The organism is Streptomyces sp. NBC_00038 (assembly GCF_026343635.1).
Taxonomy (GTDB): domain Bacteria; phylum Actinomycetota; class Actinomycetes; order Streptomycetales; family Streptomycetaceae; genus Streptomyces.
The window spans coordinates 8,684,504-8,697,441 of sequence record NZ_JAPELQ010000001.1; the positions used below are offsets into that span (position 1 = coordinate 8,684,504).

The following is a 12,938-nucleotide window of genomic DNA, read 5'->3' on the forward strand; positions in this document are numbered from 1 at the left end:
GTCCCTCTGCTGTCCGGCTACTTGAAGGGGATCGGCGAGTAGCACTTGAAGGGCGCCGACACCACGTACTTCCCGTCCTTGAGCTGCACGAGCGCTCCGCAGCCGAACGACTCCTTCTGGCCCCGGGGTTCGGCGCGGTCGCCGACCATCGTGTCCGTGTCGGAGAACCCCTGCGCGGCCTTCTGGAAGGACGCCACCGTCAGGTCCTTGCCCGCCTTCTCGGCGATGGAGAGGAAGAGGTCGGCGGACATGTACCCGGTCATCATGTGCATGTTCAGGGGCACATCCTTCCCGGCCGCCTGCCTGATGTCCTCCTTGAACTGCGTCATCGCCGCGCTGTCCTGCTCGAAGGGCTGGAACGACAGCAGGATGTGCACCCCGTCGAGCGCCTTCTTCGTCGCGCCGTTGGCGAGCAGCGAGGGGTCGTAGTCGGTGGGGTCGGTGAGCAGGCCGTCGTATCCGGTGCGCTTGAGGGCCGTGAACAGGCCGATGTTGTACGGGGTCTGCATCACGGAGACGACGGCGTCCGGCGCCTTGCCGCCGTTGCTGCGCAGGATCTCCTTCGTGTACGCCGACCAGTCGCTCGGCACGGCGCCCGCGGGGACGGACGACTTCGCGAACGTCACCTTGTAGCCCGCCGAGGTGAAGCTCTGCTTGTAGGTGCGGATGGCGAAGGTGCCGGCGTCGCTGTCGTTGGCCAGGATCGCCACGGACTTGCCCTGCGCGCCGCCCGTCACCTGCTTGAGCCCTTCGGGCCAGGTCTGCGAGATGGTGCCGCCGGGCATCGGCACCATGCAGCCGCCGAAGCCGTAGATGTAGGAAGGTCCGCAGAAGGAGGGCAGCGTGCCCCAGCCGAAGGTGGGGACCTTCTGCTGCTGCAGGAAGTCGGCGCCCGAGAACGTCGTCGAACTCATCGGCGCGATCGCGAACACCTTTTCCTGCTGCACGAGTTTGCGTGCGGCGGCCAGGTTCCTGGCCGGGTCCTGACCGTCGTCCTCGGCGCCCAGGTAGTCGATGGTGCGGCCGTTGACGCCGCCTTCCGCGTTAGCCCGGTCGAAGCGGGCCTGCGCGCCGAGGTCGGTGTCCTTCTTGGAGTATCCCGTGGCGGTCGTCATCGAGACGATCCCACCGACCTTGATCGAGTCGTCGGTCACCCCGCGCACGGAGCTGCCCGCCTTGCCCGAACTCCCGCCACTGGACGCCGAGTTGCAGGCGGTGGCGGCGAGCAGCAGCGCGGCGATGACGGCGGTGATGGTGCGGATCGGTCGCGACACGGTCGGTCCCCCTCCGTAGCGAGTGACCGAAAGTGTGCGTGGGATCTGACGGAGCGTCAATATCTGACGCGTCGATAAGTGACGAGGCGTCAGAATGACTTCAAGCATGGACGCGGCGGTGACAGTGCCGCCGCGAGCCGGGCGCGCTCACGCCCGGTACAGGGCCTCGACCTCCGACGCGTACGCGTTCTCGATGGCCTTCCGCTTCAGCTTCAGCGAAGGGGTGAGCAGCCCGTGCTCCTCGGTGAACTGGTGGGCCAGTATCCGGAACGTCCGGATCGACTCGGCCTGCGAGACCAGCGTGTTCGCGGCGACCACCGCGCGCCGTACCTCGGTCTCCAGATCGGGATCGCGCACGAGGTCGCCCGGGGGCATCTGTGCTTTGTCGCGCATCTGGAGCCAGTGGTCGACAGCCTCGGAGTCGAGGGTGACGAGTGCCGCGATGTAGGGCCGGTCGTTGCCGACCACGATGCACTGGGCGACCAGCGGATGGTCCCGTACGCGCTCCTCGAGCACACCCGGCGAGACGCTCTTGCCGCCGGAGGTCACCAGGATCTCCTTCTTGCGCCCGGTGATGGTGAGGTAGCCGTCCTCGTCGAGTGAGCCCAGGTCGCCGGTGGCGAGCCAGCCGTCGTGCAGGGTGGCGTCGGTGGCCTTCTGGTTGTTGAGATAGCCCTGGAAGAGGTTCTCGCCGTGCAGCCAGATCTCGCCGTCGTCCGCGATGTGCACCGTGGTGCCGGGGATGGCCTGCCCGACGGTGCCGAACCGGGTCTGTTCGGGCGGGTTGGCCGTCGCCGCCGCAGTGGACTCGGTGAGTCCGTACCCCTCGTAGATGATGACGCCCGCGCCCGCGAAGAACAGCCCGAGCCGCCTGTCCATCGCCGAGCCGCCGGACATCGCGTGCTTCACCCGGCCGCCCATCGCGGCCCGGACCTTGGAGTAGACGAGCTTGTCGAAGACCTGGTGCTGCATGCGCAGGCCGGCCGAGGGGCCGGGTCCGATGCCCCAGGCCTTCGCCTCGACGGCCTCGGCGTAGCGCACGGCGATCTCGACGGCCTTCTCGAAGGGGCCCGACCTGCCTTCCTTCTCGGCCTTGCGGCGGGCCGCGTTGAAGACCTTCTCGAAGATGTACGGCACCGCGAGGAAGAACGTCGGCTGGAACGCGGCCAGGTCCGGGAGCAGGGCCGCCGCGTTCAGCTGCGGCTGGTGCCCGAACTTGACCCGCCCGCGGATCGCGGCGACCTGCACCATGCGCCCGAAGACATGCGCGAGCGGCAGGAACAGCAGCGTGGCCGCCTCGTCGCCGCGCTTGGAGTGGAAGACCGGCTCCCAGCGCGCGATGACGGTGTCCGCCTCGAACATGAAGTTCGCATGGGAGATGACACAGCCCTTGGGGCGCCCGGTGGTGCCGGAGGTGTAGATGATCGTCGCGACCGACTCGGGTGTGACCGCGCGCCGGTGCCGGTGCACCACCTCGTCCTCGATGTGCGCGCCCGCCTCGTACAGCTCCTGCACCGCGCCCACGTCGAGCTGCCACAGCTTGTGCAGCTGCGGCAGCCGGTCGACGACCGTGGCGATCGTCATCGCGTGGTCCTCGTGCTCCACCATGACGGCCGACACCTGGGCGTCGTGCAGCATCCAGAAGACCTGCTCGGCGGAGGAGGTGGAGTAGACGGGCACGACCTGGGCACCGATCGTCCACAGCGCGTAGTCGAAGAGCGTCCACTCGTAGCGCGTACGGCACATGATCGCGACCCGGTCCCCGAACCGGACCCCCTGGGCGAGCAGCCCCTTGGCCAGTGCGAGCACCTCGTCGCGGAACTCGGCGGCGGTCACATCACGCCACTGCCCCTGTTCGTCCTTGCGGCCGAGGGAGATGTGGAGCGGGTCTTCCTGGGCATAGTCGAATACGACGTCGGCCAAACCGCCCACCGGCGGCGCCGACGCCAACGGAGGGTTGGTGAACTCGCGCAATCCCGCTCCTAGTGGCGCTCCGCACAGCGCCGTGAAAGCTACCCCACCGGACCGTCGGGCGGGAGGGGGGTCGGAACGCCGGGGAGCGCGGCATACCTACTGGTCAGTCGCGGAAATGCCCGCACATGGGGAAGGGCCGGACAGAATTCCTTACGGTTCCGTAGGTTTCCGTCCCGTAATCTCCACCGAATCTGTACGACCTGGACCGCGCCGTAAACCGGATGTGGAAGTTCCGATTCCGCCCGCAAATCGTGACAAACACCTGCTGTCTTGGCCCTGCCACGGCCCGCGGTGTCCGCACCAACACCAGTACCAGCGCACCGGCGATCAACTCCGTCACATCCGCCGCTGTCCAGTGCGCAACCGCGCCCCGCAAGGGGCGCGGGGAACTGCGCGACCAGCCCCCACCGGCCCGCAGCAAGGGAACCCGGCGCGGAGCGCGGGGAACCACGCCACCGGCCCGCGGCAACCGAGCCGCATATCCAGCGGAGCGCTCACGCCCTGTCCCGCCGCAACCGGTCCCCGCCCCCGAGAATCGCCGCCGCCAGCGCGTCCGCCGCACCCTGCGCCGCCGTCCGCCGGCGCCCGTGCACCAGGACGAAGTCGACCTCGCCGAGCTCCGGCAGACCGGCCCGCTCCGGGACGCGGACCAGCCCAGGGGGGACCAGCCCACGCGAGTGCGCCATCACGCCGAGGCCCGCGCGCGCGGCGGCGATGAGTCCGTTGAGGCTGCCGCTCGTGCACGCGATCCGCCAGGACCGGCCCTGACGTTCCAGGGCCTCCAGGGCCAGGGCGCGGGTGATACCCGGTGGCGGATAGACGATCAGCGGGACCGGGCGGTCGGGGTCGAGGCGGAGGCGTTCCGCTCCGATCCACACCAGGCGGTCGTGCCGGACGAGTTCGCCGCGCGGGTCCTCGGGCCGCCGCTTCGCCAGCACCAGGTCGAGTTTTCCCGCCGCCAGCTGTTCGTGCAGCGTGCCGGAGAGTTCGACGGTCAGCTCCAGGTCCACCTCGGGATGGAGGTACCGGAAGCCCTCCAGGATCTCGGTGAGCCGGGTGAGGACGAAGTCCTCGGAGGCACCGAAGCGCAGCCGGCCGCGCAGCCGCGTCCCCGTGAAGAACGCGGTCGCCTGGTCCTGCACATCGAGGAGCCGGCGCGCGAAGCCGAGCATCGCCTCGCCGTCCTCGGTGAGCTCCACGGAGTGCGTGTCGCGCGTGAACAGCTGCCGCCCGGCGGTGTCCTCCAGACGGCGCACGTGCTGGCTGACCGTGGACTGGCGCAGCCCGAGACGCCGGGCGGCCTGCGTGAAGCTCAGCGTTTGTGCCACCGCGAGAAAGGTACGCAGCTGGGACGGGTCGTACATGGTCCAGAGGTTATCGCGAAACATGATGACAGTCAGAGCAGTATGAAGGATTCCCGATCGCGGCCCGGAGGAGGACGATGGAGAGGGCACGACCCGACCTCAGACGATGACGTACTGAATCCCGCACAGAACCGAGTAGTGGAGCACCGTGAAACGCCTGAAGTGGCCGAGTTGGATGCCGATCGACCCGTACATCCTGCTGCTGCTCGGAACAGTGGGCCTCGCCGCACTGCTCCCGGCGCGGGGTACGGGCGCCGACGTCGCCTCGGGCGCGTCCACGGCCGCCATCGCCTTCCTGTTCTTCCTCTACGGCGCGCGTCTTTCCACCCGTGAGGCGATGGACGGGCTGCGCCACTGGCGCCTGCACACCGCCGTCCTCGCCAGCACCTTCGTGCTGTTCCCACTGCTCGGACTCGCCTCGCGCGGCCTGGTGCCGGTGTTCCTGACGGACCCGCTCTACCAGGGCCTCCTCTTCCTCACGCTCGTCCCGTCGACCATCCAGTCCTCGATCGCCTTCACCTCGATGGCCCGGGGCAACGTGCCCGCCGCGATCTGCGCGGGCTCCTTCTCCTCGCTCGCCGGCATCGTCGTCACCCCGCTGCTCGCGGCGTCGCTGCTCGGCGGCAGCGGCGGCTTCTCCGCAGACTCACTCGTCGAGATAGTGCTCCAGCTGCTGGTGCCGTTCGTGGCGGGCCAGGCGCTGCGACGCTGGATCGGCACCTTCATCGCGCGGCACAAGAAGATCCTCGGATACGTCGACCGCGGCTCGATCCTCCTGGTCGTCTACACGGCGTTCAGCGAGGGCATGGTGCAGGGCATCTGGCACCAGGTCAGCGCCGTCCGCCTCGCCGGGCTCCTGGCGGTCGAGGCCGTGCTGCTCGCCGTGATGCTCGCGGTCACCTGGTACGGCGCGAAGGCGCTGGGCTTCAACCGGGAGGACCGGATCACCATCCAGTTCGCCGGGTCGAAGAAGTCCCTCGCCTCCGGACTCCCCATGGCCAGCGTGCTGTTCGGCGCGCACGCCTCCCTCGCCGTACTGCCGCTGATGCTCTTCCACCAGATGCAGCTGATGGTGTGCGCGGTGATCGCCAAGCGGCGCTCCCGCGATCCCGAGGCGGTCAGGGACCGGATCCCAGTCGCAGAGACACGAATCGCGGCCGGTACAGCGACACGTTCCGGCTGAGGTTCGCCTGCGCCGAAGAGCCCGTCGCGTCCAGCCAGTTGACGTCGTAGCTGAGGACGAGCCGGTTCCCGTCGCTCAGCTCCGGGTGCACCTGCGGGTTGTACGCGGCCACCTCGCCCTGGGGGAGCGAGGGGCTGAAGCTCCGGGTGGGCCCGTGCCACGGGCCCGTCGGCGAGCACGCCCAGTACGAGGTGACCGTCGTCAGGCCCGCCGCACCGGCGGCCATCGTGAACAGCACGTACGTCCCGTCGTCGCGCACCACGCTGAACGCGCTGCCCACCCCCGTGCTCTGCCCGTCCCCGAGGACCGGCTGCGGAGCCGCCCGCACCGCCCAGCGCGAGCCGTCCCAGTACTCCCAGGCCCCCGGCTCGGCAAGACCGCCGCGCGGCACCCGGGCGACGTACGCCTTCGAGGCGGGCCGCGAGGCGGCCTGGCCGTCGTCGCCGCCGAAGACGTACGTCCAGTCGCCCGCGTCGACCGCCGTGGTGCCGAACAGCACGCGCCGGGAGGGATCCGCGACGGAACGCTGGTCCAGGATCGTGGTGATACCTTCGAGCCGCAGGTCGGGGAGGGAGAGCGTGGCGACCTCGGTGGCCGTGGGCACACCGTAGATCCACGGGGCCTGGCCGGCCGTACGGGTCCACAGCAGGACGCGGACGACCTGCTCGGCGGAGCCGGGGGAGCGCGGCTCGACCCGGGCCGCGACCGGCCAGCGCCACTGCTGCGGCGCCGGATCGGGGAACACGGGGGTGGGCAGCGTCCTCTCCAGGCGGCCGGACTCCGACATCACCACGGCCGAGTTGCGCACCAGCGGCGCCGCGGCGTCCCGCCAGGTGTAGGACTCGCCGACCGGGTTCGGCGGCGCGTACACCTGGCCCAGATAGGTGTCCGAGAACAGCCACAGCAGCCGCCCGTCCGGCAGCCGCACCGAATGGGTGCCGTCGCCGCCGGTCCAGTCATCGACGCGCGAGGCGTCGTCCCCGTACCGGGCGAACTCGTCCGTGAGCCGCTCCTCGGCGGCCCAGGACGTGAGCGTACGAGCCGTGCACGCGCCGCCGCCCTCCCGGTCGTCGTCCGGGAGGGCGGTGAGCAGTACGGCCGCGCAGACCAGGGCGAGCAGGATGCCGAGCCCGGTCCCGTTCTGCCGTCGTGCTCGGGCGTCGTCTGGCACGCACGGGACGTTAGCGGCCGCCGCTCACCTGGTCCATGGGCAGCCACACGACGGTGTCCTGAGTCACAGGGAGGATGCTGCCCGTGCTCAGACCGGTCAGCTCCTCGTCGCTCAACGCGTGGGCATACACCCGCACATCGTCGATCGCTCCCGTGAAGTGCGCCCGGCCGTCCATCCGTTGGCCGATGTGCACCCCGAACGCCGAGTTCCGGCTGACCGATCCGGGGACGTCCGGCGTGCTGATCGCCGTACCGTCGATGAACAGCGTGAGCTGTCCCGCGCTGCGCCGCAGCGCCAGATGGTGCCACTGCCCGTCGTTGTACGCGTCCGTGGTGCGCACGGACGTCGTGGCCGGAGGTGCCGCGCCGTCCCTGGTGGTGATCAGCCCGGTGATCCGGCCGGACTCGGGTTCGCCACGCAGCCACACCTGCGGCTGCGAGTTCCCGGACCCGCCCATCCACAGCATCGGCTGCTCACCGGTGGTGGCCGTGTAGCGGAACCACAGGGACGCCGTGAAGTTCTTCGTGCCGAGCGGGAGTTGCTCCCGGTACGGCAGTCGTACGGCGTCGTCGGCGCCGTCGAACCGGAGCGCGTCGCCCGACACGCCCGCCGTCGCCCGGGCGCCGCCGAGGACCGTGGCGGGTTCGGCGTCCGGTGCGAGGTCGGACGTCGTCGGGTCCGGGCCGCGACTCGGTGTGAGCCAGTCCTCGGTGAACCGGGCGAAGCGGATCTCGTCGCGCGCGTCGACCGTGCCGCCCTCGTAGAGCAGGCCCACGGTGCCGGCGCCGATCTCCACCATGTCGGAGTAGCCGGACCAGTCCTGCGTGACGACCGTGCCGCGGTCCGTGCTCTCCCAGGTGACGCCGTCGTCGTAGGAGGAGCGGATCATCATCGTCCGGCGGCGGTCGGGGTCGCCGGGGCAGGCGAGCAGCAGCCGGTCGCCGAGGCGCAGCAGGGAACCCTGGACCTGGGGTGCGTAGAGGTCCGGGATGTCCTGGAAGGGTGCTTCGAAGCTGTCGCCGCCGTCGCGGCTGACGGCCTGGGTGCGGTGCCCGAGGTCGGCCCCGTCCTGCTCGCGCCCGCTGACCAGGACGGATCCGTCCGCGCGTTCCGTGAGCGCGATCTCGGACGGCTTCTGGCGGAAGGTCCCGTCCTCCGCGATGGGCCAGGTGTCCGTCGCGCCGATGTCCCAGTGGTCCCCGCCGTCGTCGCTGGTGATCAGCGCGGCGTGGTTGGCGGTGGGCCGGTTGCCCGCCCAGGACTCGGTGTTGACGCCGAGGACCAGGCGTCCCGGGTGCCCGCCACCGGTCAGCTGGAGGCCGTGCACGGGACCGGTGGCGTACCAGGAGTTCCAGTTGGCCGGGAGGAGTTCGTCGCTCAGGTCGCGCGGCCGCGACCAGGTGAGACCGTCGTCGTCGCTGTGCTGCATGTACGGGGCGCGGTCGCAGGGGACGGCGCAGCTCGCGCTGTCGGTGCGGCCCGTGTTGTACGTCTCGGCCAGGAGGATGCGGCCGGTCTCGCGGTCCACGACGGGCGCCGGGTTGCCGTGGGTGTCGCCGTCGCCTTCGTTGACGACCTGGAGGGGACTCCAGGTGCGCCCGTCGTCGGTGGACCGCTTGACCACGATGTCGATGTCGGCCGCGTCCCCGCAGTTGAGGACCCGTCCCTCGGCGAACGCCAGCAGTGTGCCCTTGGTCGTCCGCACCACGGCCGGGATGCGGAAGCAGGCGTAGCCCGGATCCTGGGAGGCCTTGAAGAGCACCTGCTGCTCGAACTCACCGATGGCCGTGGCCGGTTCGGCTCCGGCCTGGACCGCCGGCGCGAGCAGCGAGGCGCTGGTGAGCACGGCGGTGAGGGTCAATCTGAGACGAGCGCGGAGACTCGACGGCATGTGCGGCCCTGCCCTTCGTACGTCTGGACATGTGGTGACGAGGTGTCAGGGCAGGGATATCGCTGTGCCGGGGGTGCTCCGCGGTGCGGTCACGCAGCGTCCTCCTGAGGGGTTGATTCGTTGGGAGTCCCAACGATATCCAGAGAATCATTGGGATGTCCAATGATTATTGGATAGGATGGTTGTGTGTCCGCGTCTCTGTCCGCCATCCGTGTCCTCCCCAGCTGGCTCCTCGACCGGGCCGCCGCCCACGGCCGCGCGCTCGTCGCCGAGGCGCTGGCCGCCGAGGGCATGAAGATGTGGCATCACGTGGCGCTGTCCGCGGTCTCCGACCTCGGCCCCCTCGCCCAGGCGGAGCTGGGGCGCCGTATCCGGCTCGACCCCAAGGACCTGGTCGGTGTCCTCAACGACCTGCAGTCCGCCGGCCTGGTCGTCCGCGAACCGGATCCCGAGGACCGCCGCAAGAACGCGGTGTCGATCACCGCGGAAGGGCACCGCCTCCTGAAGCGCTGCGAGAAGGCGGCGCGCAAGGCGAACGACGAGCTCCTCGCCTCGTTCTCGGCGGCCGAACGGGAGCAGTTCATGGGCTTGTTGATCCGGATTTCCGGTACGGACGGCTGACGCGGGCTAACGTTCCGTCATGAACGCACCCGAAGCCGAACCCCGACTGGCACTCGACCCCGCACGCACCGCCCTGGTGCTCGTCGATCTGATGGACCGCATCGTCGGGCTGCCCCTGGAACCCCGCAAGGGAGCCGAAGTCCTCGCCGCGGCCGCGGAGTTGGCGGCCGCGTTCCGGAAGACGGGGGCGCTCGTCGTGCTCGTCCGGGTGGAGCGGCCGGGGATTCCCCGGCAGCCGCCGGGCAGCGAACTCGCCGCCGGGCTCGCGACGGAGGGTGATGTCGAGATCGTGAAGCAGACGATCGGCGCCTTCCAGGGCACCGGACTCGACGAGCGCCTGCGCGAACGGGCCATCACCACCCTGGTGTTCGGTGGCGTCGCCACCAATCTGGGCGTCGAGTCCACCGCCCGCGCCGCAGGCGACCTCGGCTACGACCTCGTCTTCGTCGAGGACGCCATGGCCGCCCTCACCGCACCTGAGCACGAGGCCGCGGTGGGCCTGAACTTCCCGCGCCTGGGCACGGTCGTGACCTCGTCCGAGGTGCGGTTCACCTAGGTCCTAGGCGTAGTGACGCCTGGGCTGAGGCGGGGCCTCTCCGGCGCAGGGGGCGCTCCCCGCCGTTCGAGGCCCCGCCGCCGTGTGCCGCGGGGGAACCGGTCAGCCCTGGGTGGCCGCGGCCCGCAGGGCGATTCGGTGCTCGCCCGCGTACACGTTCATGGAGGCGCCGCGCAGGAACCCGACCAGGGTCAGGCCCGTCTCCGCGGCCAGGTCGACCGCGAGGGAGGACGGGGCCGAGACGGCCGCGAGCACCGGAATGCCCGCCATCACCGCCTTCTGCGCCAGCTCGAAGGAGGCCCGCCCGGAGACCAGCAGAACCGTCCGGGACAGGGGAAGCGAGCCGTTCTGCAGCGCGCGGCCGACCAGCTTGTCGACCGCGTTGTGCCGGCCCACGTCCTCCTTGATGTCGACCAGCTCGCCCTCCTCGGTGAAGAGCGCCGCCGCGTGCAGACCCCCGGTCCGGTCGAAGACCTGCTGCGCCGCCCGCAACCGGTCGGGGAGGAGGGCGAGGAGTTCGGGCTCCAGCCGCACCGGGGGAGTGTCGTCGATCGTCCAGCGGGCCGTCGTACGGACCGCGTCCAGGCTCGCCTTGCCGCACAGACCGCAGGAGGACGTCGTGTACACATTGCGTTCGAGCGTGATGTCGGGCATCACCAGGCCCGGCGCCGTCCGCACGTCGACGATGTTGTACGTGTTGGAGCCGTCCACCGTGGCCCCCGCGCAGTACACGATGTTCTGCAGCTCGTCCGCCCTGCCCAGCACCCCCTCGCTGACGAGGAAGCCCGCCGCAAGCGCGAAGTCGTCGCCCGGTGTGCGCATCGTGATGGCCAGGGGTTTGCCGTTGAGCCGGATCTCCAGGGGTTCCTCGGCGACGAGCGTGTCCGGCCGGGTGGAGATCGCCCCGTCCCGGATACGGAGCACCTTGCGTCGTTCCGTGACTCGTCCCATGTTGATCAGCCCCGGTTCTGTACGTACTGGTGGCCTGAGCGGCCCTTGATGCGGAGGTATCCGTGGATCACCGGACCGACGGGCGGTGAGATGACCTTCACGGTCCCATTGTCCTGCACACGCAGGATCAGCCGGCAGCCCACTCCACCCCCTCGCCCGCCGGCCGCCGGGTCCCGGCCGGCAGCCTCTCGATCCGGATCGCCGAGGCCGTGAACTCCGCCGCGCCGGCGATCGGGCAGTTCGCCCCGACCGCCAGCAGGCCGGTGTCCACCTCGTCGGGAACGTGCGCGGCAGCCATGAAGGCGAGTCCTGGCCGCAGCTCGGTGTCGACCCACACCGGCGCCACCACCGAGCCCCGCCGCGAGGAGATCCGGACCTCCTCGCCGACGGCCACGCCGTAGCGCTCCGCGTCCTCCGGGCACAGCTCGACACACCCGCTCCGCCGCCGCGGCGACGGCACGGAACCGCCGCCGCGCACCGCGGTGTCGAGACGGCGCCCCGTGGTGAGCCGGATCGGGTACCGCTCGTCCGTCAGGTCGACGGGCGGGTCGTGCCGGACGAGCGCGAAGGGCGCGCGAGCACCGCCCCCCACACCCAGCTGCCCGGTCAGCAGCGACAGGTTGGCGAGCGCGCGTACGTGGTCCGTGTCGTCGCCGTTGCGGGGCTCGGTGATGCCGGGCGCCCGGGCGTACGTCCGGGCCAACTCCCGTACGGCGGACGCCGGAACGCCCGTCACCTTCGCGGCAAGGGACGGGGTCCACGGCTCGACCAGCTGTCTGTACTCCTCGAAACCGCTCGTCTCCCGCTCGATGAACGCCTGGTCGGCGAGGTCGGCGCGGATGATCTCGCGGCCGACCGCGTGGGCCAGCGCGATGTCGGTGCCGACGTCCAGGACCGGCGGGTGGGCGGGCCTGGCGTGGACCTGCGGATCGGGTCTCCTCATGCCGCGGTCCTGAGCGCGAGGAGATCCGAGATGGCGTGGACCGTACGGAGTGTCGGCACCGGAACCTCGGTGATCTCCGCCAGCTCCACGACGGCGGCGAGCAGCACGTCGAGTTCGAGTGGTTTGCCGCGCTCCAGGTCCTGGAGCGTGGAGGTGCGGTGGTCGCCGACGCGTTCCGCTCCGGCTAGACGCCGCTCGATGGAGATGCCCACCTTGCAGCCGAGGGCCTCCGCGACCGCCAGCGTCTCGGCCATCATGATCTCGATGACCTTGCGCGTGCCGCCGTGCAGGCACATCTGCCGCATGGTCGCGCGGGACAGCGCGCTGATGGGGTTGAAGGAGATGTTGCCGAGCAGCTTGAGCCAGATGTCGTTGCGCAGGTCCTGCTCGACCGGGCACTTGAGCCCGCCCTCCTGCATGGCCTCACTGAACGCCTGACAGCGCTCGGAGAGGGAGCGGTCGGGCTCGCCGATGGAGAACCGGGTGCCTTCGAGATGGCGTACGACTCCCGGTCCTTCCAGCTCCGTCGCGGCGTAGACCACGCATCCGATGGCCCGTTCGGGCGCGAGCACCGCACTGACCGCGCCGTCGGGGTCCACACTCTCGATGCGTTGGCCGTCGTGCGGCCCGCCGTGCTGGTGGAAGTACCACCACGGGATGCCGTTCTGGGCGGCGATCACCGCCGTGTTGTCGTGCAGCAGTGGCTCGATCAGCGGCCCGCACGCCGCGTACGAGTTGGCCTTCAGGCCAAGGAAGACGTAGTCGACCGGACCGATCTCGGCCGGGTCTTCGGTGGCGTGGGCACGCGCGGTGAAGTCACCGCGGGGGCTGAGCACGCGGACTCCGTGCTGCCTCATGGCCGCGAGGTGCGGTCCACGGGCGACGAGGTGCACATCGGCGCCTGCGCGGTGCAGCGCGGCGCCGACGTAGGCGCCGATCGCACCGGCGCCCAGAACTGCGACTTTCACTGTGTGGCGCTCCGTTCGGTCGAGGGTACCGAGGAACTGCCG

The 12,938-nt window shown here is 70.4% G+C and carries 10 protein-coding genes and 2 pseudogenes; 3 read left to right on the forward strand and 9 right to left on the reverse strand.

Annotated elements, in window-relative coordinates:
- Window positions 1–17: 17 nt before the first annotated feature.
- The 3 genes from OG219_RS38995 to OG219_RS39005 form a co-directional block, all read right to left on the reverse strand.
- Window positions 18–1,274: an ABC transporter substrate-binding protein gene (locus tag OG219_RS38995; RefSeq protein WP_266834741.1), complete on the reverse strand. Its 1,257-nt coding sequence runs from the start codon at window positions 1,272–1,274 to the stop codon at window positions 18–20.
- Between the two features lie 147 nt (window positions 1,275–1,421).
- Window positions 1,422–3,248, reverse strand: coding sequence for a long-chain fatty acid--CoA ligase (locus tag OG219_RS39000; RefSeq protein WP_266834743.1), 1,827 nt, complete (start codon window positions 3,246–3,248; stop codon window positions 1,422–1,424).
- A gap of 494 nt (window positions 3,249–3,742) precedes the next feature.
- A complete protein-coding gene (locus OG219_RS39005) occupies window positions 3,743–4,612 on the reverse strand; it encodes a LysR substrate-binding domain-containing protein (RefSeq protein ID WP_266834745.1) in 870 nt (289 codons plus the stop codon).
- Between the two features lie 148 nt (window positions 4,613–4,760).
- Here OG219_RS39005 and OG219_RS39010 point away from each other — a divergent pair, with 148 nt between their 5' ends.
- Window positions 4,761–5,795 carry a bile acid:sodium symporter family protein gene (locus OG219_RS39010; protein WP_266834747.1) on the forward strand — a complete coding sequence of 345 codons (1,035 nt, stop codon included), beginning with the start codon at window positions 4,761–4,763 and terminating at the stop codon, window positions 5,793–5,795.
- Here OG219_RS39010 and OG219_RS39015 read toward each other — a convergent pair.
- Window positions 5,731–6,966: a DUF4185 domain-containing protein gene (locus OG219_RS39015; RefSeq protein WP_266834749.1), complete on the reverse strand. Its 1,236-nt coding sequence runs from the start codon at window positions 6,964–6,966 to the stop codon at window positions 5,731–5,733. The two genes, OG219_RS39010 and OG219_RS39015, sit on opposite strands and share 65 nt — an antisense overlap.
- A gap of 10 nt (window positions 6,967–6,976) precedes the next feature.
- Complete coding sequence (locus tag OG219_RS39020) at window positions 6,977–8,857, reverse strand: sialidase family protein (protein ID WP_266834751.1); 1,881 nt, start codon at window positions 8,855–8,857, stop codon at window positions 6,977–6,979.
- A 186-nt stretch (window positions 8,858–9,043) separates the two neighbouring features.
- On the opposite strand from OG219_RS39020, the gene OG219_RS39025 reads away from it, so the two are divergent.
- Both OG219_RS39025 and OG219_RS39030 read left to right on the forward strand, forming a co-directional pair.
- Complete coding sequence (locus OG219_RS39025; protein WP_266834753.1) at window positions 9,044–9,478, forward strand: MarR family winged helix-turn-helix transcriptional regulator; 435 nt, start codon at window positions 9,044–9,046, stop codon at window positions 9,476–9,478.
- A 19-nt stretch (window positions 9,479–9,497) separates the two neighbouring features.
- A complete protein-coding gene (locus OG219_RS39030; protein WP_266834755.1) occupies window positions 9,498–10,034 on the forward strand; it encodes an isochorismatase family protein in 537 nt (178 codons plus the stop codon).
- Between the two features lie 102 nt (window positions 10,035–10,136).
- Here the strand turns inward: OG219_RS39030 and fdhD are convergent, their stop codons facing one another.
- From fdhD to OG219_RS39050, 4 genes and pseudogenes are all read right to left on the reverse strand, one after another.
- Window positions 10,137–10,985, reverse strand: a complete 849-nt coding sequence (fdhD, locus tag OG219_RS39035) for a formate dehydrogenase accessory sulfurtransferase FdhD (protein WP_266834757.1) — start codon at window positions 10,983–10,985, stop codon at window positions 10,137–10,139.
- A gap of 5 nt (window positions 10,986–10,990) precedes the next feature.
- Window positions 10,991–11,131 (reverse strand): annotated as a pseudogene (locus OG219_RS39040) (Fe-S-binding domain-containing protein); the annotation flags it as partial.
- Window positions 11,113–11,877 (reverse strand): annotated as a pseudogene (locus OG219_RS39045) (molybdopterin dinucleotide binding domain-containing protein); the annotation flags it as partial. The pseudogenes OG219_RS39045 and OG219_RS39040, both read right to left, overlap by 19 nt.
- 47 nt (window positions 11,878–11,924) lie before the next feature.
- The gene (locus tag OG219_RS39050; RefSeq protein ID WP_266834759.1) at window positions 11,925–12,896 is read right to left on the reverse strand and encodes a 2-dehydropantoate 2-reductase; all 972 of its coding nucleotides are present in this window, start codon (window positions 12,894–12,896) and stop codon (window positions 11,925–11,927) included.
- Between the last annotated feature and the right edge of the window lie 42 nt (window positions 12,897–12,938).